The 25,048-nt window shown below is 71.8% G+C and carries 20 protein-coding genes and 1 CRISPR repeat array; of the genes, 10 read left to right on the top strand and 10 right to left on the bottom strand.

The window, feature by feature from the left end; genetic code table 11:
- Nucleotides 1-70: 70 nt before the first annotated feature.
- The 7 genes from traB to AB6L24_RS21030 are packed head-to-tail and all read right to left on the bottom strand — an operon-like array spanning nt 71 to nt 5,316.
- Nucleotides 71-2,104, bottom strand: coding sequence for a plasmid transfer protein TraB (gene traB / locus AB6L24_RS21060; protein ID WP_405663198.1), 2,034 nt, complete (start codon nt 2,102-2,104; stop codon nt 71-73).
- Between the two features lie 44 nt (nt 2,105-2,148).
- The gene (gene traA / locus AB6L24_RS21055; protein WP_405657430.1) at nt 2,149-2,673 is read right to left on the bottom strand and encodes a plasmid transfer protein TraA; all 525 of its coding nucleotides are present in this window, start codon (nt 2,671-2,673) and stop codon (nt 2,149-2,151) included.
- Nucleotides 2,673-3,191, bottom strand: a complete 519-nt coding sequence (locus tag AB6L24_RS21050) for a hypothetical protein (protein WP_405657428.1) — start codon at nt 3,189-3,191, stop codon at nt 2,673-2,675. The genes traA and AB6L24_RS21050 overlap by 1 nt, the downstream gene beginning before the upstream one ends.
- Nucleotides 3,192-3,229: 38 nt before the next feature.
- Nucleotides 3,230-3,613 carry an RRQRL motif-containing zinc-binding protein gene (locus AB6L24_RS21045; protein WP_405657426.1) on the bottom strand — a complete coding sequence of 128 codons (384 nt, stop codon included), beginning with the start codon at nt 3,611-3,613 and terminating at the stop codon, nt 3,230-3,232.
- Nucleotides 3,613-4,671: a DUF2637 domain-containing protein gene (locus AB6L24_RS21040; protein WP_405657425.1), complete on the bottom strand. Its 1,059-nt coding sequence runs from the start codon at nt 4,669-4,671 to the stop codon at nt 3,613-3,615. The genes AB6L24_RS21045 and AB6L24_RS21040 overlap by 1 nt, the downstream gene beginning before the upstream one ends.
- The gene (locus AB6L24_RS21035) at nt 4,664-4,987 is read right to left on the bottom strand and encodes a hypothetical protein (RefSeq protein WP_405657423.1); all 324 of its coding nucleotides are present in this window, start codon (nt 4,985-4,987) and stop codon (nt 4,664-4,666) included. The genes AB6L24_RS21040 and AB6L24_RS21035 overlap by 8 nt, the downstream gene beginning before the upstream one ends.
- Nucleotides 4,984-5,316: a hypothetical protein gene (locus tag AB6L24_RS21030; protein ID WP_405657421.1), complete on the bottom strand. Its 333-nt coding sequence runs from the start codon at nt 5,314-5,316 to the stop codon at nt 4,984-4,986. The genes AB6L24_RS21035 and AB6L24_RS21030 overlap by 4 nt, the downstream gene beginning before the upstream one ends.
- Nucleotides 5,317-6,048: 732 nt before the next feature.
- Here AB6L24_RS21030 and AB6L24_RS21025 point away from each other — a divergent pair.
- Nucleotides 6,049-7,086, top strand: coding sequence for an XRE family transcriptional regulator (locus tag AB6L24_RS21025; RefSeq protein ID WP_405657420.1), 1,038 nt, complete (start codon nt 6,049-6,051; stop codon nt 7,084-7,086).
- Here the strand turns inward: AB6L24_RS21025 and AB6L24_RS21020 are convergent.
- Nucleotides 7,070-7,858: a GntR family transcriptional regulator gene (locus tag AB6L24_RS21020; protein ID WP_405663195.1), complete on the bottom strand. Its 789-nt coding sequence runs from the start codon at nt 7,856-7,858 to the stop codon at nt 7,070-7,072. The genes AB6L24_RS21025 and AB6L24_RS21020 overlap by 17 nt on opposite strands.
- A 137-nt stretch (nt 7,859-7,995) precedes the next feature.
- Nucleotides 7,996-9,305: a CRISPR direct-repeat array (repeat unit 29 nt; unit sequence GGGACCACCCCCGCACGCGCGGGGACCAC).
- Between the two features lie 295 nt (nt 9,306-9,600).
- On the bottom strand, nt 9,601-11,343 hold the full coding sequence (locus AB6L24_RS21015; protein ID WP_405657418.1) for a dolichyl-phosphate-mannose--protein mannosyltransferase: 1,743 nt from the start codon (nt 11,341-11,343) through the stop codon (nt 9,601-9,603).
- Nucleotides 11,344-11,405: 62 nt separating this feature from the next.
- On the opposite strand from AB6L24_RS21015, the gene rsmI reads away from it, so the two are divergent.
- The 6 genes from rsmI (at nt 11,406) to AB6L24_RS20985 (ending at nt 18,370) form a co-directional block, all read left to right on the top strand.
- Complete coding sequence (gene rsmI, locus AB6L24_RS21010) at nt 11,406-12,320, top strand: 16S rRNA (cytidine(1402)-2'-O)-methyltransferase (protein WP_405657416.1); 915 nt, start codon at nt 11,406-11,408, stop codon at nt 12,318-12,320.
- Nucleotides 12,321-12,647: 327 nt separating this feature from the next.
- A complete protein-coding gene (locus AB6L24_RS21005; RefSeq protein ID WP_405657415.1) occupies nt 12,648-13,088 on the top strand; it encodes a hypothetical protein in 441 nt (146 codons plus the stop codon).
- 259 nt (nt 13,089-13,347) lie between these two features.
- Nucleotides 13,348-14,220, top strand: a complete 873-nt coding sequence (locus tag AB6L24_RS21000) for a TatD family hydrolase (RefSeq protein ID WP_405657414.1) — start codon at nt 13,348-13,350, stop codon at nt 14,218-14,220.
- A 158-nt stretch (nt 14,221-14,378) separates the two neighbouring features.
- Nucleotides 14,379-16,121, top strand: a complete 1,743-nt coding sequence (locus tag AB6L24_RS20995; RefSeq protein WP_405657412.1) for a ubiquitin-like domain-containing protein — start codon at nt 14,379-14,381, stop codon at nt 16,119-16,121.
- A gap of 495 nt (nt 16,122-16,616) precedes the next feature.
- Nucleotides 16,617-17,486 carry a 16S rRNA (adenine(1518)-N(6)/adenine(1519)-N(6))-dimethyltransferase RsmA gene (rsmA, locus tag AB6L24_RS20990; RefSeq protein ID WP_405657411.1) on the top strand — a complete coding sequence of 290 codons (870 nt, stop codon included), beginning with the start codon at nt 16,617-16,619 and terminating at the stop codon, nt 17,484-17,486.
- Nucleotides 17,483-18,370: a 4-(cytidine 5'-diphospho)-2-C-methyl-D-erythritol kinase gene (locus AB6L24_RS20985; protein WP_405657410.1), complete on the top strand. Its 888-nt coding sequence runs from the start codon at nt 17,483-17,485 to the stop codon at nt 18,368-18,370. The genes rsmA and AB6L24_RS20985 overlap by 4 nt, the downstream gene beginning before the upstream one ends.
- Nucleotides 18,371-18,379: 9 nt before the next feature.
- Here AB6L24_RS20985 and AB6L24_RS20980 read toward each other — a convergent pair whose 3' ends face one another.
- Nucleotides 18,380-18,985 (bottom strand): Uma2 family endonuclease, encoded by a 606-nt coding sequence (locus tag AB6L24_RS20980; RefSeq protein WP_405657409.1) that lies wholly within the window; start codon nt 18,983-18,985, stop codon nt 18,380-18,382.
- Nucleotides 18,986-19,129: 144 nt separating this feature from the next.
- Here AB6L24_RS20980 and AB6L24_RS20975 point away from each other — a divergent pair, with 144 nt between their 5' ends.
- The 3 genes from AB6L24_RS20975 to AB6L24_RS20965 all read left to right on the top strand — a co-directional run bounded on the left by AB6L24_RS20975 (nt 19,130) and on the right by AB6L24_RS20965 (nt 24,880).
- On the top strand, nt 19,130-20,947 hold the full coding sequence (locus AB6L24_RS20975) for an ABC-F family ATP-binding cassette domain-containing protein (protein WP_380845454.1): 1,818 nt from the start codon (nt 19,130-19,132) through the stop codon (nt 20,945-20,947).
- A gap of 146 nt (nt 20,948-21,093) precedes the next feature.
- Nucleotides 21,094-22,908, top strand: coding sequence for a PQQ-binding-like beta-propeller repeat protein (locus AB6L24_RS20970; RefSeq protein WP_405657408.1), 1,815 nt, complete (start codon nt 21,094-21,096; stop codon nt 22,906-22,908).
- Between the two features lie 49 nt (nt 22,909-22,957).
- Entirely contained in the window at nt 22,958-24,880 is a 1,923-nt protein-coding gene (locus AB6L24_RS20965; protein ID WP_405657407.1) for a PQQ-binding-like beta-propeller repeat protein, read from the top strand.
- The last annotated feature ends 168 nt before the right edge of the window (nt 24,881-25,048 follow it).

Below are 25,048 nucleotides of genomic sequence, written 5' to 3'. Positions count from 1 at the left end.
GTGTCAGGGCGCGTGACACCCGCTCCCGCCTAGGGGTTTGGGTGTCAGGCGCCCGTGACGGTGTCAGGTGTCAGGCCGCCGTCAGGACAGCGGGCACGCCGCCGTCGGGGCGGGGGACGATGCGCCACCGGCCAGTGGTGTTCGTCGGCTGCAGGCGGCCCTCGATGGCGGCTTCCTTGAGCCGGGCGGACACCCACGGGCGGGACAGACCGTGACGGTCGCACCAGTCCATGAAGTCCTTCGGGCCGACGATCATCTGCCCTGCGGCCTCGAACTCGTCCAGCGCCTGCGCGAAGAGCACGCGGGCCTCGTCCGGGGAGGGCTTGCGGCCCGTCTCCTGTCCGAACAGCGGGATGTCGTCGCCGTCCTGCAGCTCGGGCAGTTCTGCCTCGGGGTCGATATCCGCGTCTTCGGGGTCGACCAGCGGGCCCTCGTCGTCGACGTCCTGGTCGTCGTCGACGTGGACCTGTGTCGCCGACGGCGCAGCCGTGTCGGGGGCGGTGCGGCCGGTGTACGCGGCCCCGGCCACGCTCTTGAGGGCGCGCGCTGTGACGGGATCGGCGACCGCGCCGTGGCGCTGCGTCCACAGCGCGAGTCGCTGCATGGCGTCCACGGCACGCGGTGTGAAGCGCCAGGTGCGGCCCGGGGAGGCGTACCGGTCCTCGTCGATGCCGGGCGAGACGACGTAGCAGTACCCGGGCTTGCGGTTGCGCCACGCCCCCGGATGGGCGCCCGCGGCCAGGACCTCGTCGGGCAGGCAGAACCCTTCGTCGTCGGGGGCGCAGCCGAGTGCGACCACGGAGGGCAGCGAGGCCCGCGTGCTCGTGCTCATCTGGTCGTAGGAGGGGCGTTGCAGGGAGACGACCAGGGCCATGCCCGCGGAGCGGGCTTCCTGTGCGATGCCGGTGAAGGCGTCGTCGCCGATGAACCGCAGGGTGTTCGCGGCTTCCTCGAACCAGGCGACCATGAACGGCATGCCGGGGCAGCCGCACGCGCGCCCGTCCGGCCGGCAGGACTGAGCTGGGTCGCGCTGCTCGCGCGCCGCCTCGGGCACCCACTGGCGATACCGGTGCTGACCGAGCCAGCGGGTGCGGGCCGGGATCGCGGCTTGGACCGCCGCGACCATGACCTCCGTGGGCGCGCCACCCTCCACTGCCCAGTCGTAGCCAGGCAGCAGCGGCCGGAAGTCCTGGAAGGACTTGGGGTCGGAGAAGACCATGGTCACGTCGGAGCGCGAGAGGATCTCGGTCTGGAGGTTCAGGGCGGCGTCGCCCTTGCCGGACCCGGTGCCGCCCGCGATCAGCACGTGCGTGGAGTTCCGCCCGGATTCCTGGTCGCCAGGCAGCCACAGCAACAGCGGGGAGCCGTCGTCGTAACGACCGATGACCAGCGGATCCGCGATCGACCCGCCCAAGTTCGACGGTCCCTCCCACTCCACAGACTCGGCCAGCATGTCCTCGGGGACGATGACCAGGTCGCCCTCGCGGGCGGAGTCGGGGTCGGGGGCGTAGCGCACGGCCGACGTCGGCAGGTTCAGTGCCGAAGCGATCCGCGGCAGGGTCCGGGGCACGTCGTCATTGGTCTGCTCGCCCGGCACCAGGCCGACCCGCGCGGTGACGCGGTTCGGCTCCGCCCGGGCCGCGCGGATCTGCGCCCGCGCCAGCCCGATCTTCTCCATCAGCCCGCCATCCGCGCCGCCCGCACCGTCGCTGGTGTCGGACGTGCGCATGAAGATCCGCACGTTCCACGACAGCGCGAGCGCCGGGCCGCCCATCAGGTAGAGATCGCCGATCGGCTCAGCCGTCGGCCCGGCCAGGCACGCGGCCGTCAGCCACGCCGAACCCAGCGCCGTGGTGATGGCCGAGTGGAGGCGGCGCTGCCTGCTCGCCGCCTTGCCCATCACCCAGGCGCCGCCGGACAGCGCCACCGACGTCAGGGTCAGGCCCACGGCGGCCGACGGGGAGGCGGCCCACCGGTCGTGGCCGAGGACCCCGGCCACGCCGACCCCGGCCATGCCCAGCCACGGCGGGAGGTGCGGCTTCGCGCGGTGCGCCAGGTAGTTGCCCATCCCGCCCGCACCCGAACCGCTGTCGCGGCTGCTCATCAGGTGCGCGAGCTGCGTCTGCGCGGACTGCTCCGCCCGGCGGCTCACTGCTGTGCCCAGTTCATCGACGGGGCCTTGGGCCTGCGGGCCCGGTGCCGGACCCGGTTGATCTCCTCCTGGTACTCCTGCTGGAACACCGAGTAGCAGGCCGCGGCGTTCTTCGCCGCGTCACGCAGCGCGTTCGCCGACCGCTTCATCTTGCGGGAGACCTTCGCCGCGCGGATCCGCGAACCGAAGGCCCGGCCCTCGGGGTCGGGAACGGCGGCGAGCACGCTGTGCAGGATCTCGGAAGCCATGGCGACCTCCATCGACATCATCACCCCGGCCGCGCGCAGGGTGTTGCAGTAGTCGCGCACCTGCGCGGGGGAGTTGAACTCCGGCGGCGGCAACAGCGACTGCCCGCCGACAGCGGCGTGGCGCCCGCTGCCGCGATTGACGTTGATGTTGATGTTCGGCATGAAGGAGCCGCCCATCGCGCCCACGAAGCCGCCCGCGGCGGCCCCGGCGTTGGCGAACTTGTTGCCCTTGTCGGCACCGCGAGCGGCGCCGTTTCGGGTCGGGGTAGCCATCAGGCCTTCTCCTCAGACGTGGTGCGACGGATCGCGGCCCGCACGCCGTAGGCGGCCAGCAGACCAACGAGCCACAGGACCTCAAGGGGCCCGGCCAGCGGGCCGAGCAGGATCGCGAGCGCACCCCACAGGCCGACGACGGCGGCGAGGGAGGCGACGGCCCGCTGCCACGCCCGCACCCCGCCCGTGAAGCGGCGGTAGAGCGGCGGCGTGAGCAGCACGACCAGCGGCAGCCCTCCGGCCACGGCGACCAGGACACCCGTCCACGGGGCCAGGGCGTGCAGGATCGCGGTCAGCACCAGGGCCAGGAGGGCGAGGCCGGCGGGCAGGAACACGAGACGGTGGCGCCATAACAAGCGCCCCACCGTGCGCAGGGCCTGGCTGGACAGGGTGGGGCGTTCGGGCACCACGAGCAGGAACGACTGCTGACGGCGCCCGCGCTGGCGCGGGATACGAACGGTGGTGGCCCCAGCGGGCACCTTCACGGTGCGGGCCCGGGGACGGGTACGACTGGACACAGCGAAACTCCAGGAAGTCGAAGGGAAGTTGCGGGGGTTCAGGCGGTGGACTGATCGGCGGCGGCGATGCACGCGCCGCAGATGCCGTGAGAGCGCGGGATGCAGTAGCCGACATCGCGCAGGCAGCGCGGGCAGGTGCGGCGCGCGAGCATGGCCAGCGCGAGCGCACCCCACTTGCGGGAGGTCATCGGACGCACCCGGGCGGCGCGGTCGACGCGGTAGAGGTAGGCGACGCGCACTCCACCCGCGCGGCGGTTGGCCCGCATCACCTGCGCGGCGATCGGCTGGCCGCCGGGCCGCAGCCCGCGGGCCCGTAACTGCCGCATGGTGGCCAGGCCGTCCGGAGCCATCTGCCAGGGGTAGGTGGGGATGCCGTGCCGGGCCCCGGTCGGGTCGAAGCACTTGCCGTAGACGCCGGACATCAGCCCACCGCCTCCAGCGCAGCCCCCATGTCGGCGACAGCCTGGGAGCGCTGCTCCTGCAGCCGGGCAGACACCCAGCCCAGCGACCACCCGGTGTCGTCCGCGAGCTGCCGCACCGTGCGCTCACCCTCACGGAACGAGGCGACGTAGGCGCGCGCTTCGCTCTCCGGCATCTTCGTGAACACCCCCGACCTGCCGTTCACGCCGCTCGCAGCGCTGTTCACGGGGAGAGCCTGGGCGTTCACCGTGCCCTGAGTGGGCGCGGCCGGGAGGGCCCGATCGGCCTTGCGGTCCGTGCTCTGTTCGCGCCGTGAACGCCCGGCCAGTGCTTGCTGTTCACGGCGCCGCGCGTCCTCGCGCTGCTGCTGTTCGTGCCGTACGCGGTCGTCGTATTCGCGCTGCTCACGGCGCATGTCCGCCTCGCTGGCGAGGCGTTCACGCTCCATGCGGACGGCGTGCTCGCGCTCCTCGCGACGCGCACGTTCCTCGCGGTCGGCCCGCTCGCGATCCAGGCGTTCAGTGTGCTCGCGCGCTGAACGTTCAGCGTGTTCACGCGCCTCACGCTCGCGTTCACGAACCTCCCGCTCCTGCTGTTCACGGGCGGCTTGTTCCTCGGCCCGTGAACGCTCGATGCGTTCAAGGGCCCGGCTGATCGCGCGCCGGTAGGCAAGCCCGGCCTCTGCGGTGACGATCAGCAGGAGCGGAGCGATGGCGTGCACGGCCACGCCCACGAGATCGGACTTCAGAGCGCTGTCGCCGATGTTGAGCAGCAGCGTCATCAGGCCGGTCATCCATCGCAGCACGGCAGGCCACGGCCCGCTGCTGCCACCGAGCCGAGCCACGACCGCGTCCAGGCGGACCACGATGATGACGGCCGCGTCGACCACCAGCGGGAGGATCGGGGCCGTCCACTGCCACTGGGCAGGCGTGACCCGCTCCACCAGCGGCGTGACCGTCAGCACGGAGAACAGCACCGCACCGCCGGTGATCGCCCACGTGCCGGTAGCGAGCGTGCGCTCCGCAGACTGGATCTGCGCGGGAGTCAGGGAATCAAGCACCGCTGCCCCCACTCCTGGAAACGGCGCTGAACGCGGTCAGCCGGACCGACGCACCCGCGAAGTCCGTGCCCGCCTCCAACACCCAGGTGCGGCCCTCGCTCTGCATGCCCAGCCGCACGTCCTCACAGGCGATGCCAAGCGCGAGCCGCCACGACTCGAACGCCCGCAAGTCGTCGTGCAGGGACAGCTCCAGCCGGTTCGGGAAGATCGGCGAGACGTGCACCGCCGGGGCCGGGAGGGCGGGGAAGTCGGCGGCCACCGCGCGCAGCGCGCGCAGCGACACCGTCAGCTCCTCCATCGCCAGATCAGCCCTCATGCGGCCACCGCCACACTCCGCGCCGCGCACCTGCCCGCGCGCCGAACCGACGCCTGTCGGGCCCGCCGCGGACGCGGGCACCGCCTCGGCACACCGCTCGCCTTCAGCAGCGCCCGGGCGTAGGCCGCGGCGATGGGGTCGGCCTCCCGCAGCTCCACCAGGACCTCGTGGGCCACGGCCAGCCGCGCCGCCCGGCCCTCCCGGGACTCGCCGAACTCACCGGTGAACAGCTCTGTGTCGAACCCCGCCGAACGCTCAGCGAAGCCCAACGCCAACTCTGCGAACTCCGCTGCTGTAACAGCGGTATGACCAGCAACGATGCACTTCATGGGTCGTGTCTCCTTAGTCGGTGGGACGGCCCGAACAGCGCCCCCGGAGTAGCCGCTCCGGGGGCGCACGCCGTTGAAGTCGGTAGACCCGGTTCCCTCAGCGCTGCTCGTACGAGACGACCAGCGGGGGTAACCGGCCCCCGCAGCAGATGAGCTGCGGAGAGGTAGAAATGCGCTGAACCACGCACGGGACAGGTCCCGTACGCGCCCGCCCGCTTGCTGCGAGGTGGGGCGGGATTCCCCAAGACCCATCGACCACCCGTGTGCAGGTGGCTGGGCCGGCACTCTGTTGAGTTCTCAAGGGACGACCAGCGAGGGGCTCCACGTGGAAGCGAGCTATCCCGAACTAGCGCTGCGATGGAACAAGCCCAGAGAGGGCGACTTGCACACCGCGAATCGGGAGCGACTCCTTCATCTGGTGCGCACCAGAAGGTAAGCATCTGGTGCGCACCAGAGTCAAGGAGTCCCGCCGTTTCGAGCGGCGGTTGCCCGCCTTGGCGCATCTCCAGAAGACCTGTTCGGGAGGGGTGTCGGTAGCCAACAGCCCTTAACTCCCTTGCTGTTAACCCCTGTTGACCTGCGGTGATGTGAGGCATGCTGGGAAGGTCAGGGAGTGGACCTATCGCCGGGCGGTGGCCTGTGAGTACAGGACTTCGGAGCGCGCGAACGTCGCGGAGCTGGTCTCAGGAGCGACTGGTTCGCGAGATCGAGCAGTACGCCCGACGGCACGTCATGGACGTCGCGTCGACCGCGAGTTTGCGGGTGTACGTGTCCGAGTGGGAAAACGGGAAGCGCGCCATCTCGGACCGGTACGCGGTGATCCTTCGGCAGCTCCTCGGCGTCACCGATGCGGAGTTGAGGCGCGGGCCGCTCGCGTCTGCGCCACCATCCGCCGACGGGTACGACGAACTGCTGAGCCGGATCGACTCAGCAGGCAGTGTCAGCGAACCCATGGTGAAGGCGTTCGACGCTCAGACCGAGTTACTACGCACCATGGACCGCCAGATGGGCGCGGCTGGTCTCGTGGACCAGATGACGGGGCACCTCTCGGCTTTAGAAGACGCGCTGAACTTCACGGTGCTCCCCACCGCGCGACGTCCCGTGGCGCTCGCGCTCGCGGGAGCGTCAACCCTGGCGGCATGGCAGGCAATTGACTCCGGTGCGGTTGAACGGGCCTGGCGTCACTACGAACTCGCCAAGCGTGCGGCCCGAGACGCTGAAGCCCCCATGTACCTCGCCCACGCGATGGCGGAGCAGGCGTACGTACTCTGCGAGGCTGGCCGACCGTCCCTCGGAGTCGACCTGGTCCGCGACGCGCAACGCACCCTTGCACGGGACGGTTCCCCTCGCCTCGGGGCGTGGTTGTCCGCAGCTGAAGCCGAGATGTGCGCTCACGCCGGTCTGCCTGATGACTGCCGGCGGGCGCTCGATGCGGCCGAGGCGAGGATCCCGTCCGGCTCCGGGGACCGCGACCCGGACATGCTGAGCATCTTCCTGAACGGCGCCCACCTCACCCGCTGGCGAGGCAACGTTCTTGCCCTGCTCGGAGATGATGAGGCAGTGACCAGCCTGTACGACGCCTTGGAAGCTGCGGACCCGACGTTTGTCCGCGCGCAAGGTGGGCTCCATACCGACCTCGCGCAGGCGCACTTGGCGCGAGCGGAGTACGACGACGCCAACACCCACCTGAGGCAGGCACGACTGCTGGCCAGCCGCACCGGCTCAGTACGGCAGCGCCGCCGCGTCGACCTCCTCAGCGCGCGTTTGTAACTCCTTGCTTTCCGCGGCTCGCCAGGATGTGGAGCAGGGCCACGAGAGTGCCGGAGCCCATCAGTTCACCACGGGCCATCAGCCCCGGAATGTCAGCGAGCGGGACCCACTCGATGTGTCCGGCCTCTTCCAGATCCGTCGGCGGGCCGACCCGCTCGGCCTCGTGCCCGACGAAGATCTCGTGGGGTGAGTCGACCATGCCCACCATGGGCTGATAGGTGACGACGTGTTCCACCGATTTCGGCCGCCAGCCGGTCTCTTCGACGACCTCCCGGAGCGCTGTGGCCGCAGGCTCCTCGCCTTCGTCCACGATGCCGCCTGGCAGCTCCCAGCCCCACTGCTGAGGGACGAAGCGGTATCGCCACATCATCAAGACGCGGTCCTGGTCGTCGAGAACCGCGGTGATGGCCACATGCTGGAGCTTCACCACATGGTGCTCGAATCGCTTCAGGCCGGGCGGCTCAACATCCCAAAGCTGGAGCTTGACCCAGCGATTGTCGTAGAGGTCTCGCTCACCGTGGATGCGCCATGGCTCCAGCCCTTCGGGAGTCTCGACACTCACCGCTCCGGGCACCCGGTACGAACTCCTGCCTCGAACCTCCAGGGCGCCTTCCGCCACAAGCCGGGCCAGCACTTGTCGAAGCGCCGTCCGGCCGATGCCGAGTTCCTCGACGAGCGTTCGCTCCGAGGGCATCTTGTCGCCTGGGGCGTACTCGCCGGACGCGAGCCGTGCACGAATCGTCTCGTAGACCTTGGCTGTCTTCGGCCCCATCCGCAGCGCACTCTCCGTTCTGAGGTGGTGCATACCAGCGTAACGGCCACCGCATCACGTGATGCGGTGCTAACCCTCGTCGGGGCCCGCGCTCGCGGGGATCACGCGGTCCCCAGCGGGTGCACGAGCCGAGTGTCGGGGCCACCCCCGCACGCGCGGGCACCACAACCCCTGCGACGGCGACGGCCGTGTGCGCGTGGGACCACCCCCGCACGCGCGGGGACCACCTCGACGCCGCTCCGGCGCATCTGGCTCGTGAGGGACCACCCCCGCACGCGCGGGGACCACGGGCGACCACGCCGAACGCCCAGATCGGGGGCGGGACCACCCCCGCACGCGCGGGGACCACCGCCTGGGCGATCATGTCCCACCACATCTCGCGGGGACCACCCCCGCACGCGCGGGGACCACTACCTCGTCGTCACCGGCCCGCTAGGAGCCGAGGGACCACCCCCGCACGGGCGGGGACCACCGCATTCGCGTTCCTCGTGCCGCTGCGGTGTGGGGACCACCCCCGCACGCGCGGGGACCACGCCGGGTCAGCGGCGCGGCGCCGGTTCGCGGCGGGACCACCCCCGCACGCGCGGGGACCACGGCGCCCGCTTCTTCCATCGCCTCGTCCCACAGGGACCACCCCCGCACGCGCGGGGACCACGCCATCGAGGACGACATCACGCTCCTGCACCCGGGACCACCCCCGCACGCGCGGGGACCACGCGGGTCACTGGCCTTGGAGGTTGATCCAGAAGGGACCACCCCCGCACGCGCGGGGACCACGACCAGGAGCGCAGCGCGAAGCGCAGCGGCTGGGGACCACCCCCGCACGCGCGGGGACCACCAGGTGCGCCATGACGACGCGGTGCCGAGGCAGGGACCACCCCCGCACGCGCGGGGACCACGCTGTGCCCGCGGAGGACTGCCCCGACGGCACGGGACCACCCCCGCACGCGCGGGGACCACAGGGAGCCGTCGGCCGTCCCCCGGAGATTGCCGGGACCACCCCCGCACGCGCGGGGACCACGGTCCTGGCACGGGAATGCGACCGGCTCTCCGGGGACCACCCCCGCACGCGCGGGGACCACAGGTTCATGCTGATCTCGTGTCGGCGGGCGTAGGGACCACCCCCGCACGCGCGGGGACCACGATCCGCCCACCGGCGAGTGCCGCCAGTGCTGGGGGCCACCCCCGCACGCGCGGGGACCACGGGCGCCGCGTCCGTGGTAGCTGCGCAGCCAGGGGACCACCCCCGCACGCGCGGGGACCACGCCGTCCTCGCCGTCCTCGCCGCGCTCATCGCGGGACCACCCCCGCACGCGCGGGGACCACCTGCTCCTTGATCCAGTCGTAGTCGGCGACGGGACCACCCCCGCACGCGCGGGGACCACCGACCGGCAGGGCCCCACCCCGGACGACTTCGGGGGACCACCCCCGCACGCGCGGGGACCACAGGAGCTGACCAGGCACGTTAGCCAGGCTGACCCCAAGTTTTACTCACTTTCAGAGAAACGGACATTTCTCCTCCCGGGGCATTTGAGTCGGAGGAAGATCACCCCGGGTGTCTCCGTGGAACTGACAAGCAGGCGTACCCAGGTTAGGCAGGACCGCTTCGTCCCGCTGTGGATATGCCGCCCGTCCCGGGCCGTCTGTGGGCCGTACGAGGGCGACCAGCGATGGCCGCCAACGACCAATAACGCCCGGCGGGGGCGCGGTTGGTTCCGCGCCCCCACCGGGCGTATGTGCTGTCAGACCCAGGTATCGAGCCACATTCTGGATCGCCAGGAATCGATCGGGATCGCCTGGCCGGTATAGATGGGCCAGAAGTAAATGAAGTTCCAGAAGATCAGAAGCACCAGGACGCCGGACGCCACCGCGCCCACCACCCGGCGGCGTTCCGAGGAACCCGGTGGTCCGAGGATCGCGCCGATCATCATGGCGAGGGCCAGGCACAGGAACGGCACGAAGACCACGGCGTAGAAGTAGAAGATGGTGCGTTCCTGGTACATGAACCAGGGGAGGTAGCCCGCCGCGACGCCGCACACGATCGCGCCCGCGCGCCAGTCCCTGCGGAAGAACCAGCGCCACAGGACGTACAGGAGGGCGATGGCGGCCGCCCACCAGAGCAAGGGCGTGCCGAGGGCGAGGACTTCGCGGGCGCACTTCTCCTTGGTGTCGGCGGGGCAGCCGTCGACGCCGGGGGAGGGGGACTCGTAGAAGTACGAGACCGGGCGGCCGTCGACGATCCAGCTCCAGGGGTTGGACTGGTAGGTGTGCGGTGAGGACAGGCCGACGTGGAAGTCGTAGACCTTGTTCTCGTAGTGCCACAGGCTGCGCAGCCAGTCCGGTAGCCAGGACCAGTCGCTGTCCTTGCCGTCGGTGGCCGCCCAGTTGCGGTAGTAGCCGCCGCTGCCGTCGCTCGGCGAGAGGATCCAGCCGAGCCAGGACACCAGATAGGTGAACATCGCGACCGGCACCGTGGCGACGAACGCGGGCAGCACGTCCCGTCGCATCGCCGCCAGGTACGGCCGGTCCGCCCCGGCGACGCGGCGCGCGCCCGCGTCCCACAACACGGTCATCAGGCAGAAGAAGACCATGATGTAGAGGCCGTTCCACTTCGTGGCGAAGGCCAGGCCCAGGCACAGCCCGGCCGCCCAGCGCCACGGCCGCCACCCCAGGCGCAGCGTGTGCGCCACGTACGCGTCCGGGCGCGCGACCCCGTCGGCGTCCACCGGCAGCGCCGCCGCGAGTCTCGCCCGCGCCTTGTCCCGGTCGATCAACAGGCAGCCGAAGGCCGCGAGTACGAAGAACATCAGGACCTGGTCGAGCAGCGCCGTGCGGCTCATCACGAAGTGCAGGCCGTCCACGGTGAGCAGCGCGCCCGCCAGGCAGCCGAGGAACGTCGAGCGGAAGAGGCGCCGCCCGATCCGGCACAGCATCAGGACCGACAGCGTGCCGAGCACCGCCGTCATGAACCGCCAGCCGAACGGGTCGAAGCCGAACAGCCACTCCCCGACGCCGATCACGTACTTGCCGACCGGCGGATGCACCACGTACGCCGGGTCCGTGGGCAGCGCGATGTCGCTGCCCTGCTTGATGACCGACTCGTTGATCTTGTCCGGCCAGCTCAGCTCGTAGCCCTTGTGGAGGAGGGCCCAGGCGTCCTTCGCGTAGTACGTCTCGTCGAATATCACGTCCTTGGGGCTGCCGAGGTTCCAGAACCGCAGCACCCCCGCCACCAGCGCGACCGCCAGCGGACCCAGCCAGCCCGACCAGCGCACCAGCCGCCGCGACAGCTGCGGGGGCACGCCGAGCGCCACCCAGAGCCGGTCGCCCGGCTGCGCGTACGGCGGGACGAGCCGCTCCCGCACGTCTCCTCTGGGCCGGGCCGCGTAGCCGAAGCGGCGCAGCCGGTGCTGCCACGACGACGGCTGCCGCTCCTCGGCTGCCTGGCCCTGGCGGGTGTCCGGGGAAGACGCGGTACTGGTCACCGCGCCATCGTAGGGAACCCGACTGTGACAGTCCCGCGCCCGGCCCCTGCGAGGATGGATCCGTGACAGGAAGCGCAGATTCAGTCGTCAGTCCGTCCGGAAGCGCCGGGACCCCGGCTTCCGTCGGCACCCTCGTCCTCGCGGGCACTCCCATCGGCGATGTCGCGGACGCGCCGCCGCGGCTCGCCGCGGAGCTGGCCGGGGCCGATGTCGTGGCCGCCGAGGACACCCGCAGGCTGCGCCGGCTCACGCAGGCGCTCGGCGTGCAGGTGGGCGGCCGGGTCGTGTCGTACTTCGAGGGCAACGAGGCGGCGCGCACGCCCGAGCTGGTCGAGGCCCTGGCCGACGGGTCGCGGGTGCTCCTGGTGACGGACGCGGGCATGCCGTCGGTGTCCGACCCCGGGTACCGCCTCGTGGCCGCCGCCGTCGAGCGCGGCATCCGGGTCACGGCCGTGCCCGGTCCCTCCGCCGTCCTCACCGCCCTCGCCCTGTCCGGGCTGCCCGTCGACCGCTTCTGCTTCGAGGGCTTCCTGCCCCGCAAGGCGGGCGAGCGGCTCTCGCGCCTGCGCGAGGCGGCCGAGGAGCGGCGCACGCTGGTGTACTTCGAGTCGCCGCGCCGCCTCGACGACACCCTCGCCGCGATGGCGGAGGCCTTCGGCGACGAGCGCAGGGCCGCGGTGTGCCGGGAGCTGACCAAGACGTACGAGGAGGTCCGCCGCGGTTCGCTGAAGGAGCTGGCCGAGTGGGCGGCGCCCGGTGACGTGCGCGGCGAGATCACCGTGGTGGTCGAGGGCGCCCCCGAGAAGGGCCCCGCCGAGCTGGGGCCGGACGAGCTGGTGCGCAGGGTGCGGGTGCGCGAGGAGGCGGGGGAGCGGCGCAAGGAGGCCATCGCGGCGGTCGCGGCCGACGCGGGCCTGCCCAAGCGGGAGGTGTTCGACGCGGTGGTCGCGGCGAAGAACGCGGGGCTCGGGGGCTGAGGCCGCCCCCTCCGCCCCTCCGGTGTCCGGCGCGGGGCGGGCGACCCGGCGCACTTGCCCGGCGCACAGGTCACAGTTACGGCGCGGGGGGCGCGCGGGAGAGCCCATCGGCGGGCAAAGGACTATCGTGAATGTTAAAGCGCGGGTCGCGCACCAGGCCGGTTTTCTATGGAAAGGCCAAATCGCGCCCAACAGTCGACAGGTCTGATGCGCTCGCTTCGGGAAAGGCGTCCACTGGTTCCAGGGACGCACCCGTCCCACACCGCCGGACCGGGTCAGGAAAGACCCCGGTCGACGGTGCTTGTCCAGCGGACAAGAGGAGCTGGCATGAGTGAGATCGCAGACACCGGTCACCGCACCGCGGCTGTCAATGTCGTCCATGAGTCCTACGCCTTCGCCTGCATGCGCTGCGGGCACGGCTGGGAGCAGTCGTACGAGATCGAGCACCACGTCGACGGCAAGGGCCAGGAATTCGTGATGTACGTGGCGAACGGCCAGCGGGTGCCGTCGCCGCTGACCCGGCCCACCTGCCTGAACTGCGGCGGGCACGTGGTGCGCATCATGCGGGCGGGTCAGGTGTCCTCGGTGCGGTCGGCACTCGAGTCCCTGCATCACCGGCAGGCCGCGCAGCGGGTGGCCCGGGGCGGGGCGGCGGCGGCCGCGTCCGACGAGTCCGCCGCGGCCGACGGCGAGGCGGCCCCCGAGCCCAAGCACCACTGGCACCTGTCGGACCTGCTGCACCCCTTCCACCACCGCAAGGCGGGCTGACCTTCGCGGGGCGCCCCAGTCCCGCCCCTTCTCCGAAACCGGGGGCTGCCGCCCCCTGGACCCCCGCTGTCGGCGCTCCGCGCCTCGTCCTCAATCGCCGGACGGGGCTAGAACTTCGCCGGTGCGGGCCAGAACCTGGCCCGCACCGGCGAGATATATAGCCCCTCCGGCGTTTGAGGAGCGGGGTCTGGGGCGGAGCCCCAGTTTCGGGAAGGGGCGGGATTGGGGAAAGCCCCGCAGGGCTTCGTACGATCGACGTATGCCCGCCGACAAGAACGCCGCACCCCCGCTGCCGGAACCCCTGCGGGTGCCGGTCGCCGACTCCCACACCCACCTGGACATGCAGTCCGGCACCGTCGAGGCAGCCCTCGCCAAGGCGGCCGAGGTGGGCGTGACGACGGTCGTGCAGGTCGGCTGCGACGTGGCGGGCTCACGCTGGGCCGCCGACACCGCCGCCGCCCACACGCCGGTGCACGCGGCCGTGGCCCTGCACCCGAACGAGGCGCCCCGCATCGTGCACGGCGACCCCGACGGCTGGTCGCGCCAGGGCGCCCGCCCCGCAGGGGGCGACGGCGCCCTGGACGAGGCGCTCGCCGAGATCGACCGCCTCGCCGTCCTCCCGCACGTCAAGGGCGTCGGCGAGACCGGCCTCGACTACTTCCGCACCGGCCCGGAGGGCAAGGCCGCCCAGGAGCGCTCCTTCCGCGCGCACATAGAGATCGCCAAGCGGCACGGCAAGGCCCTGGTCATCCACGACCGGGAGGCCCACGAGGACGTCCTCCGGGTCCTGAAGGAGGAGGGCGCCCCCGAGCGCACCGTCTTCCACTGCTACTCCGGCGACGCCGCCATGGCCCGCGTCTGCGCGGAGCGCGGCTACTTCATGTCCTTCGCGGGCAACGTCACGTTCAAGAACGCCAAGACGCTGCGCGACGCGCTCGCCGTCGCCCCGCTGGAACTCGTCCTCGTCGAGACCGACGCGCCCTTCCTGACCCCCGCCCCGTACCGCGGACGGCCCAACGCCCCCTATCTCATTCCGGTCACGCTGCGCGCCATGGCCGAGGTCCGGGGCATCGACGAGGACGCCATGGCCGCGGCGATCTCCTCGAACACGGCCCGCGCCTTTGATTACTGATCGATAACGACCGAAGGTTTCCCCGGCTTGACAGCTTGGGTCAACACAGCGACACAGAGTAGTCGCCCTGCTTTGGAGAGTGACGGCGCCTCCGCTAGGTTCTGCAAGCCGATCTGCACTTGGCTTGTCAGTGGTCACTTGTCAGCTGGAGCGTCGTCGTGAGCAAACCGCAGTACGAGACGTACGAGCAGCCGCAGTACGCGCCGCACGGGCCGCAGGGCCCGTATGACGCCTACGACCCGTACGACCCCTACGGGCCCGCGTACGGCTATGAGGGCGCGGGCCTCGGCGGGGGCGCGGTGGACGGGCCCGCGACGCAGGTGTTCACCGCCGCGGAGTTCAGCGCGGCGGACGCGTTCGACCGGGCCGACGGGTTCGCGGGGAACGGTGTGCCCACGCAGGTCTTCGGGGCGGGCGGCGCCGTCGTGGACGAGCTGCCGACGCGGACGTTCACCCCGGACGCGTTCGCCGGGGGCGGCTTCGCGGTGGATCCGGCGGGGGGTCCGACGGGGGGCCGTGGCGGGGGCGCGTACGGGTATCCGCACCCCGGTGTGCAGGGGCACGCGGGGGTCGCGGACGGGCGGGAGAGCCGGGGGGCCGGCGGAGGGGTGGCCGGGGACGTGGCGTTCGACGACGAGGGGCTCGGCGACGGGGTGGCCGGCGGCGGGATGCGCGGGTACGAGGGGGATGGGGAGGCCGACGGCGAGGCGGTCGACGGTGAGGTAGTCGACGGCGAGGCGGTCGACGGTGAGGCCGCCGGTGACGGGCGGGCCGGGGGGCGGCGGGGGGCGCGGCGCAGGCGGACCGCCGAGCGGCCCGACGGCCTGCGCAGGCTCGTGCCGCAGGCGCTCGTCGTCGCGTTCCTCGCGGGCGGCACCTCCGCCTTCGTCGCCAACGACAAGGCCGTCCAGCTCACCGTCGACGGCAAGGTGCGCACGCTGCACACCTTCGCCGACGACGTGGGCGAACTCCTCGCCGACGAGGGCGTCGACGTCGGCGCGCACGACATCGTCGCCCCCACCACGGCCACCGCCCTCGCCAGCGGCGACGAGATCGCCGTCCGCTACGGCCGGCCCGTCCAGCTCACCCTCGACGGCCACCGCCGCGAGGTCTGGACGACCGCCCGCACCGTCGACGGGGCGCTCCAGCAGCTCGGCGTGCGCGCCGAGGGGGCGTACCTGTCGACCTCGCGCAGCAAGCGCATCGACCGCGAAGGGCTCGACCTGGACGTCCGCACCGAGCGCACGGTGACGATCATGGCCGACGGGCGGTCCCGGACCATCCGTACGAACGCCGCGACCGTCGGCGAGGCCGTCGAGGAGTCCGGGGTGACCCTGCGCGGCTCCGACACCACGTCCGTGCCGCCCGGCAGCTTCCCGCGCGACGGGCAGACCGTCACCGTCATGCGGATCTCCGGCCGCAAGGAGGTCCGCGAGGAGCCGATCCCCTTCGACGTCCAGAAGACCGAGGACGCGTCGCTGCCGCGTGGCACGGAGGTCGTGGAGCAGGCGGGGCGTGCGGGTGCGCGGCGGATCACGTACTCGGTACGCACCGTCAACGGCGTGAAGCAGAAGCCGAAGCGGTTGCGCAGCGAGGTGGTGCGGGAGCCGCAGACGCGGATCGTGAAGGTCGGGACGAAGGTCCAGCCGACCGCCGTCGCCGGGGCCGAGGGGCTCGACTGGGGGGCGCTCGCGGCGTGCGAGTCCGGGGGGCGGGCGTCGGCCGTCGACCCCTCCGGCACGTACGGGGGGCTCTACCAGTTCGACACCCAGACCTGGCAGTCCCTCGGCGGCGCGGGTCGCCCCCAGGACGCCCCCGCCGCCGAACAGACCCACCGCGCCAAGAAGCTCTACGTCCAACGCGGCGCCAGCCCCTGGCCCCACTGCGGCCGCCGCCTCTGACCGCCGCTCCGCGGCGGATCCCTCCCACCCGCCCGCCCGTTTACTGGAACCAGCAGGCTTCGGGCCGGCACCGAGGTCATCCCGCGCCACACCTGCGGCTGGTCCGGCCTCCCGGTGCCAGGTCCGGTCGTTCGGCGTCGATGGGGTGGGTGGGGGAGGAGGGGGGGCTGGGGGTGAGGTCGATGGGCGGGATCCCGGCTCGTCCGGCACTTGGGGTGAGGGGAGGCTGTGGGTGAGGTCGGCGGTGGGAACTCAGTCCGTCCGGCACCCAGGGGGCCCGGGCCACGGCCCACGGGCAGGCGACGGCCGACGGCGGGCATCTCAGCCCGTCCGGCGTTTGAGGACGAGGCGCGGAGCGCCGATGGCGGGGGACAGGGGCGGAGCCCCATGAGCGGGGGCGGGCGCAGGCCGACCGGCACGGCGGGGCCAGGGGCAGCGCGCCCCCGGGCAACCGCACCGACAGGTGAGCGGCGGACCCAGGGCTACCCTGGGGCGGTGAGCACCACCGAGCAAGGCCCCCTCCTCGGCCCCGCCGACATCCGCGACCTCGCGAGCACCCTCGGCGTACGCCCGACCAAGCAGCGCGGCCAGAACTTCGTCATCGACGCGAACACGGTCCGCCGCATCGTCCGCACCGCGGACGTCGGCCCGGACGACGTCGTCGTCGAGGTCGGCCCGGGCCTCGGCTCGCTGACCCTGGCCCTCCTGGAGACCGCGTCCCACGTGACCGCCGTGGAGATCGACGACGTGCTCGCCGCGGCCCTCCCGGCGACGGTGGAGGCCCGCATCCCGCGGAAGGCGGCCGCCTTCGACCTGGTCCACAGCGACGCCATGCTCGTCCGCGAACTCCCGGGCCCCGCCCCGACGGCCCTGGTCGCGAACCTCCCGTACAACGTCGCCGTACCGGTCCTGCTGCACATGCTGGACACCTTCCCCAGCATCGAGCACACGCTGGTGATGGTGCAGGCGGAGGTCGCCGACCGCCTCGCCGCCGCCCCCGGCTCGAAGGTGTACGGCGTGCCGTCGGTGAAGGCCAACTGGTACGCCGACGTGAAGCGTGCGGGCGCCATCGGCCGCAACGTCTTCTGGCCCGCCCCGAACGTCGACTCGGGCCTGGTGTCGCTGGTGCGGCGCGCCGAGCCGGTCAAGACCACCGCCTCCAAGCGGGAGGTGTTCGCCGTGGTGGACGCCGCCTTCGCGCAGCGCCGCAAGACGCTGCGCGCCGCCCTCGCCGGGTGGGCGGGCTCCGCCGCCGCGGCCGAGGCGGCCCTCGTCGCGGCGGGCGTCTCGCCGCAGGCGCGCGGCGAGTCCCTGACCGTCGAGGAGTTCGCGCGGATCGCCGAACACAAGGGAGCCGCGGCGTGAGCGTCACCGTACGGGTGCCCGCGAAGGTCAACGTCCAGCTCGCGGTGGGCGCCGCGCGCCCCGACGGCTTCCACGACCTCGCGAACGTCTTCCTGGCCGTCGGCCTGTACGACGAGGTCACGGTGACCCCGGCGGACGAGCTGCGGGTGACCTGCGCGGGCCCGGGCGCCGACCAGGTCCCCCTGGACCGGACGAACCTGGCGGCGCGCGCGGCCGAGGCGCTGGCCGCGCGGTACGGCCGCCGGGCCGACGTGCACCTTCACATCGCCAAGGACATCCCCGTCGCGGGCGGCATGGCGGGCGGCAGTGCCGACGCGGCGGGCGCCCTGCTCGCCTGCGACGCACTGTGGGGGACGGGAGCCTCGCGGGCCGAACTCCTCGACATCTGCGCCGAGTTGGGCAGCGACGTGCCGTTCAGCCTGGTCGGCGGCGCGGCCCTCGGCACCGGGCGCGGTGAGAAGCTGGCCGAGCTGGCCGTCGGCGGCACCTTCCACTGGGTGTTCGCCGTCGCCGACGGCGGCCTCTCCACGCCCGCCGTCTACCGCGAGTTCGACCGCCTCACACCGGACGCCCCGGCGCCCGCCGCGTCCCCCGCGCTGCTCGACGCTCTGCGGACGGGGGACGCCACCGCTCTCGCCGGAGCCCTGACGAACGACCTCCAGCCCGCCGCGCTCTCCCTCTTCCCCGCCCTCACCGACACCCTGAAGGTCGGCACGGAGGCGGGCGCCCTCGCGGGCATCGTGTCCGGCTCGGGGCCGACGACGGCGTTCCTGGCGAAGGACGCGGAGTCGGCGGAGCGGGTGGCGGCGGCGCTGCGGGGGTCGGGGACGTGCCGGGGGGCGCGGGTGGCCGTGGGCCCGGCGACGGGGGCGACCGTTCTGTAGGGCGATTCCCTACAACCTGTCGATGGCCGTCAGGTCGATGTCGATGTCGTACGGCACGGAGAGCTTCAGGCGACCGCGGTGGATGCCCGTCAGGGCGTACGTCCCGGACGCGCCGCCGCGTTCGTAGACCTGGACTACGGCATGGTCGTCCAGCCCCGCCATCTCGACCAGCCAGAAGTGGGGGACCCCCGCGGCGGCGTACTTCTGGGGCTTCGTGGTGGAGTCGCGGGACAGGGAGTCCGGCGAGACCACCTCCACGGCCAGCAGCACGTCAGCGGCGGGGAACGTCATCCGGTCCCAGTCCTCCACGGCCTGTCGCTGGAGGACGGACACGTCCGGCTCCAGGCCGTTGGCGGGGTCGAGGACCACGACCATCTGGCGGTAGACGCGCAGCGCGGCGGGCGCGGTGCGGGCGAGGCCCTCCCGCAGCACGTCGGTGGTGATGCTGTGGAAGCAGTTCTGCGGGTGGCGGAAGACCAGACTTCCGTCGATCAGCTGGGTGTGCGAAGGCAGGTCGGGCAGCGTGCACAGGTCGTCCACGGTCCAGCCCTGTGGCGGTGGCACCGGCCACCGCGGGGCCTCGTCGTCAGGGTGCGGGGTCTTATCCGTACGCATACGCGGCAGTCTGTGCCGCCGCCGACCACCGGGGCGACGTGGTCTCCCGGCGTCACCTCATCGAGTGCCCCGCCCACCCCGCCCGGCGCCCGCGCCCGCACGCCCTACCCTTGAAGGCTGATCCACCCCCTCGTCAGGAGTGAAATGGCCGTCAACCTGGTCAATGTCGAAAACGTCAGCAAGGTGTACGGCACCCGTGCCCTGCTCGACGGCGTCTCGCTCGGCGTCTCCGAGGGGGACAGGATCGGCGTCGTCGGGCGAAACGGCGACGGCAAGACCACCCTCATCCGCATGCTCGCCAAGCTGGAGGAGGCCGACACCGGGCGCGTCACGCACAGCGGGGGGCTGCGGAGCGGGGTGCTCACGCAGCACGACTCGCTGGACCCGGCGGCCACCGTGCGGCACGAGGTCATCGGCGACCTCGCGGACCACGAGTGGGCGGGCGACGCGAAGATCAGGGACGTGCTCACGGGCCTGTTCGGCGGGCTCGACCTGCCCGGGTTCCCGCAGGGGCTCGACACCGTCATCGGCCCGCTGTCCGGCGGCGAGCGGCGGCGCATCGCGCTCGCCCAGCTCCTGATCGCCGAGCAGGACCTGATCGTCCTCGACGAGCCCACCAACCACCTCGACGTGGAGGGCATCTCCTGGCTCGCCCGGCACCTGCGCGAGCGCCGCTCGGCACTGGTGTGCGTGACCCACGACCGGTGGTTCCTCGACCAGGTGTGCACGCGGATGTGGGACGTGCAGAAGGGCACGGTCTACGAGTACGAGGGCGGGTACTCCGACTACGTGTTCGCGCGCGCCGAGCGCGAGCGCATCGCCGCCACCGAGGAGGCCAAGCGGCAGAACCTGGTCCGCAAGGAGCTGGCGTGGCTGCGGCGCGGCGCCCCGGCGCGTACGTCCAAGCCCCGGTTCCGGGTGGAGGCGGCCAACGAGCTGATCAAGGACGTGCCGCCGCCCCGGGACACCAGCGAGCTGATGAAGTTCGCCACCACCCGGCTCGGCAAGACCGTCTTCGACCTGGAGGACGTGAGCGTCCAGGCCGGTCCGAAGCTCCTCCTGAAGCACCTGACCTGGCAGCTCGGCCCCGGCGACCGCATCGGCCTGGTGGGTGTGAACGGCGCGGGCAAGACCTCGCTCCTGCGCGCCATGGCGGAGGCGGCCCGGTCGGCCGGTGAGACGCAGCCCGCCGCGGGCCGGGTCGTGGTCGGCAAGACGGTCAAGCTGGCCTATCTGTCGCAGGAGGTCGCCGAGCTGAAGCCGACGCTCAGGGTCCTCGAGGCGGTGCAGCAGGTGCGGGAGCGGGTCGACCTCGGCAAGGGCCGGGAGATGACCGCGGGGCAGCTGTGCGAGACCTTCGGGTTCGGCAAGGAGAAGCAGTGGACGCCCGTCGGCGACCTGTCCGGCGGTGAGCGCAGGCGGCTGCAGCTCCTGCGCCTGCTGATGGACGAGCCGAACGTCCTCTTCCTCGACGAGCCCACCAACGACCTCGACATCGAGACGCTGACGCAGCTGGAGGACGTGCTCGACGGGTGGCCGGGATCGATGGTCGTGATCTCCCACGACCGGTTCTTCGTCGAGCGCACCACGGACCGGGTGTTCGCCCTCATGGGTGACGCGACGATGCGGATGCTGCCGCGCGGCATCGACGAGTACCTGGAGCGCAGGAGCCGGATGGCGGAGACGGCGGCGGCCACGGTCGCCCCCGCGCCCGCCCCCGTGGTCGCGGACGGCGCGAAGGCCGTGTCGGCCGCCGACGCGCGCGCCGCGAAGAAGGAACTGCAGAAGATCGAACGGCAGCTGGACAAGATTTCCGAGAAGGAGACCAAGCTGCACGCGCAGATCGCCGATAACGCCACAGACTTTGAAAAGGTGGCGAAATGGGACGCCGAACTACGCGAACTTGTCGGCGAGCGCGAGGAGTTGGAGATGCGTTGGCTGGAACTCGCGGAGGATGCGTGAGTTTCCCGTAACAGACGCATTACAGGCCGGTCCTCCCTTGGGAACAGGGGCAGGACCGGCACCCGCGATGGCTGGATCGGAGTGATAGAAAGGGCAGCCTGAGCACCACTTGGCGTGCCGAAAAATCAGTGAAGGGGGAAGCGCTGATGACTCAGCCGCCCAATCAGCCGCCGCACGGCGGCTTCGGAGCTCCACAGGATCCGTCCCCAAGCTCTCAACAGAGTTCGAGCGGGGGAGGCCCCAACCAGGGCGGGAACCCGCAGCCGGGCTACGGCTACCCCCAGCAGCCGCCCGGCCAGGCAGGTCCTTACGGCTACCCGCAGCAGCCGGGCCCGTACGGCCAGCCCACGCAGCCCGGCCAGGCAGGCCCCTACGGCCAGCCCACCCAGCCGGGCCAGCCCGGTCCCTACGGGCAGCAGCCCGGACCGTACGGCCAGCCCACGCAGCCCGGCCAGGCAGGCCCCTACGGCCAGCAGCCGGGCTACGGCTACCCGCAGCAGATGCCCACCGGCGCCCCGGGCACCCCGCCTCCGAGCGGCGGCAAGGGGCCCTTCAAGGGCAAGACCGCCGTGATCATCGGGGCGGCCGTGGCCGCCCTGCTCGTCGCGGGCGGCGCCGTCTTCGCGCTCTCCGGCGGTGACGACGACAAGAAGAAGAGCGAGTCGAAGAACAAGAACCCCAAGGCCTCCGCGCCGGCCAACCCGGGCGACGGCAGCGGCGACGGCCACGAGGGCAAGGAGGACCTCAACGAGGGCCGCCAGTCCGGCGAGGCCAAGGTCCTCTGGTACAAGGAGGCCCCCAAGGCCCCCGGCAAGGGCGCCGACGCCCCCGGCATGTGGGTCGAGGACGGCATCGCGGTCAAGGCCGCGTACCGCGAACTCCTCGCCTACCACGTGGACTCCGGCAAGCCCGCCTGGACCGCGATCAAGCTGCCGCAGGAGATCTGCGCGGCCACGCCGCAGGTCAGCGACGACGGCAAGATCGTCGTCGCGTACAAGGCCGGCATCAAGCAGAACGCCAAGTGCGACCAGCTCCAGGTCATCGACCTGAAGACGGGCGAGAAGGGCTGGCAGAAGCAGACCACGGAGAAAGGTCTCTTCGACTCCACCATCGGCCTGGAGCTGAGCATCACCGGCAACACCCTGATGGTCGGCCGCTCCCAGTCCGGCACCGCCTACAGCATCAGCGACGGCGACAAGCTGTTCGACGCGGAGAAGAAGGACGAGGGCACCTGCTTCCCGGCCGGGTTCACCGGCGGCGACCGGATGCTGATGAAGTTCTCGTGCGGGGCGAGCACGCCCACCGAGCACGACGAGGTCGTGGAGCTGAACCCCAGGACCGGCAAGATCCAGTGGACGAAGAAGTTCCCCAAGGGCTGGCGTCTCGAGCACGTCTACTCCACCAGCCCCACCGTCCTCTACGCCACCAACGAGGACAAGAAGCAGTGGAACATCACCACGCTGAAGTCCGGCAGCGGCAAGACCCGCTCCGAGGTCCAGGTGAACGAGGACTTCGCGCCGGAGTGCGGCTGGGGCGGCCTCGGCGGTGACCTGCAGGCCTGCTCCGGTGCCGTCGCCGACGACAAGTACCTCTACCTGCCGACCAAGAAGACGTCCGGCGCCAACCAGATCGTCGCGATCAGCCTGGCCAGCGGCAAGGAGGCCTGGCGGGCGAAGTCCCCGCTCGACACCTCGATGGTGCCGATGAAGACGCAGGGCGGCGACCTCGTGGCGTACGTGGAGCCGTCGTACGACTCCGGCGGCCGCGTCGTGTCCATCGGGACCAGCGGCTCGCACACGCCGAAGACACTGCTGCAGAACCCGGCGGGGACGTCGAAGATCGAGAACGGCTTCTACTCGAAGGCGGTCGACTACGTGGACGGGCGCTTCTACCTCTCCACCACCCGGCTCTCCGGCACCGCTCAAGGCCGCGAGAAGCTGATGCTGGCCTACGGCAAGTGACCCTCCCCACCGCTCAGTCACCCCATCCGTCCCCCCAAGGAAAGACGTCATGACACAGCCGCCCCAGCCGCCCAACCAGCCGCCGCAGGGTGGGTTCGGCGCCCCCCAGGACCCCCCGCCCGGAGGGTTCGGCGCTCCCCAGACGCCCCCGCAGCCCGGCTACGGCTACCCGCAGGCGCCGCAGCCCCCGCAGACCCCGCCGCCCGCGGCTCCGGCGGCCCCGCCCGCGGCCCCGCAGACGCCTCCGCCGCCCCCGCAGGGCCAGCCCAACCAGGGCTACCCGCAGGCGCCCGGCACCCCCGGCACCCCGCCGCCCGCCGCGCCCGGCACCCCGCCGCCCTCCTACGCCCAGCCGACGCAGGCGGCCTTTCCGGCCGTCGGGCAGCAGCCCGGGTACGGCTACCCGGGGCAGCCCGGTCAGCCCGCCCCGCAGCAGGGCTACGGCTTCCCGCAGCCGCCGACCATGCCGATGCAGCCCCAGCCGGGCGGCGGCGGTGGCGGCAAGAAGCCCAACAAGCAGATGCTGATCATCGTCGCGGCCGTCGCGGCCATCGGCCTGATCGTGGGCGGCGGTGTCATCTACGCCGGTTCGAAGAAGGACGACGACAAGAAGAACAGCGCCGACGGCGGCGACGGCAAGGGCGGCAAGGGCAAGAAGGGCGGCTCCGACGGGCCGCCCGCCGCCGGCGGCCCCGCCAAGGAGAAGGTGCCGGGCAACACCAGCGCCAAGGTCGGCTTCCAGGTCCCGGCGCCCGCGGTGCCCAAGGACAGCGTGTGGAGCGTCGCGGGCTCCTGGCTCACCGAGGACACGTACGTCAAGAGCGGCTACACGGGCAAGGACAAGGACCACGCCCTCATCGCCTACGACCCCGCGTCCGGCAAGCAGAAGTGGACGATCCCGGTGGCCGGTGAGACCTGCGCGGTCTCCAAGGAGGTCACCGACGAGGGCATCGCCGCGGTCGTCTACAAGGACGCCAAGTCCACCAAGGCGAACAAGTACCCCGACTGCAGCCAGGTCTCCGCGGTCGACCTGAAGTCCGGCAAGAAGCTGTGGACGGAGAGCGTCGACGGCAGCGGCTCGCCCGTGGAGTTCGAGGAGATCGCCATCTCCGGCGACACCGTCGCCGCGGGCGCGGGCACCGGCGGCACGGGTGCCGCCTGGGACCTGTCCGGCAAGCTGCTGTGGAAGCCGAAGGTCGGCGACGAGTGCAAGGACGCCGGTTACGCGGGCGGCGACCAGCTCGTCGCGGTCCGCAAGTGCGGCGGCTACGGCGACGAGAAGCTGAAGATCCAGCTCCTCGACCCCAAGACCGGCAAGGACAAGTGGAGCTATCCGCTGACCGCCGGCGTCGACAACGCCAAGATCATCTCGACCAACCCGATCGTCTTCGGCCAGGACACCGAGGAGATCACGGCGAGCGGCGCCACCGACGTGTTCTCGCTCAGCAACGCCGGCAAGCTGCGGGCCCGCATCAAGCTGGAGGACGGCAAGTACTCCCACGACTGCGAGGTCAACAAGTGGGCGAGCTGCAAGGCCATCGTCGTCGGCAACGACAAGCTGTACGTGCCCACGCGCCAGCACGACGCGGGCGGCTCCGACTACGGCTTCACCAACGAGATCATCGCGTTCTCGCTGGCCACCGGCAAGACGACCGGTGACCGCGCCGACGCGGGCGACGACGGCGAGATGTTCCCGATCCGCATGGACGGCGGCAACCTCCTCGCGTACAAGGGCGGCGGCTACAACAAGGGCGCCAAGGTCGTCTCGCTCGACGGCAAGTCGATGAAGGAGACCACGCTCCTGCAGACGCCCGCGACCGAGTCGGTCAGCCGCGCCATCAGCGGCATGGTCCCGAAGTCCAACGAACTGCTCTACACCGGCGGCAACCTGTTCTTCGGCAAGGAGCTGATCAGCAAGCCGTACTCCAAGGACGACAAGGAGTTCATCGCGCTGGGCTTCACCACCCAGTAGCCGCTCCCGAAGCGTCACCCGGCCCCGCGCTCGCCCGAACGAGTGCGGGGCCGTTTCGCGTTGCCCCGGTTCACGCTCCGTACTCGCGTGCTGGACCCGCCGTGCGCATACCGCGGGCCCGCCGTGTCCATGCTTCTGAACGGCCGTGATTGAGGCATTCCGGGCCGC

Origin of the sequence: Streptomyces sp. RK9, assembly GCF_045070545.1 — a bacterium.
Lineage (GTDB): Bacteria > Actinomycetota > Actinomycetes > Streptomycetales > Streptomycetaceae > Streptomyces > Streptomyces alboflavus.
This window is presented reverse-complemented; position numbering and strand designations above follow the sequence as displayed.

What these genes read in the sequence shown, in the direction of transcription:
- traB (WP_405663198.1), bottom strand. Translation starts at nt 2,104, where the DNA reads ATGAGCAGCCGCGACAGCGGTTCGGGTGCGGGCGGGATGGGCAACTAC.
- traA (WP_405657430.1), bottom strand. Translation starts at nt 2,673, where the DNA reads ATGGCTACCCCGACCCGAAACGGCGCCGCTCGCGGTGCCGACAAGGGC.
- AB6L24_RS21045 (WP_405657426.1), bottom strand. Translation starts at nt 3,613, where the DNA reads ATGTCCGGCGTCTACGGCAAGTGCTTCGACCCGACCGGGGCCCGGCAC.
- AB6L24_RS21035 (WP_405657423.1), bottom strand. Translation starts at nt 4,987, where the DNA reads ATGAGGGCTGATCTGGCGATGGAGGAGCTGACGGTGTCGCTGCGCGCG.
- AB6L24_RS21030 (WP_405657421.1), bottom strand. Translation starts at nt 5,316, where the DNA reads ATGAAGTGCATCGTTGCTGGTCATACCGCTGTTACAGCAGCGGAGTTC.
- AB6L24_RS21025 (WP_405657420.1), top strand. Translation starts at nt 6,049, where the DNA reads ATGGACGTCGCGTCGACCGCGAGTTTGCGGGTGTACGTGTCCGAGTGG.
- AB6L24_RS21020 (WP_405663195.1), bottom strand. Translation starts at nt 7,858, where the DNA reads ATGGGGCCGAAGACAGCCAAGGTCTACGAGACGATTCGTGCACGGCTC.
- AB6L24_RS21005 (WP_405657415.1), top strand. Translation starts at nt 12,648, where the DNA reads ATGAGTGAGATCGCAGACACCGGTCACCGCACCGCGGCTGTCAATGTC.
- AB6L24_RS21000 (WP_405657414.1), top strand. Translation starts at nt 13,348, where the DNA reads ATGCCCGCCGACAAGAACGCCGCACCCCCGCTGCCGGAACCCCTGCGG.
- AB6L24_RS20980 (WP_405657409.1), bottom strand. Translation starts at nt 18,985, where the DNA reads ATGCGTACGGATAAGACCCCGCACCCTGACGACGAGGCCCCGCGGTGG.
- AB6L24_RS20975 (WP_380845454.1), top strand. Translation starts at nt 19,130, where the DNA reads ATGGCCGTCAACCTGGTCAATGTCGAAAACGTCAGCAAGGTGTACGGC.
- AB6L24_RS20970 (WP_405657408.1), top strand. Translation starts at nt 21,094, where the DNA reads ATGACTCAGCCGCCCAATCAGCCGCCGCACGGCGGCTTCGGAGCTCCA.
- AB6L24_RS20965 (WP_405657407.1), top strand. Translation starts at nt 22,958, where the DNA reads ATGACACAGCCGCCCCAGCCGCCCAACCAGCCGCCGCAGGGTGGGTTC.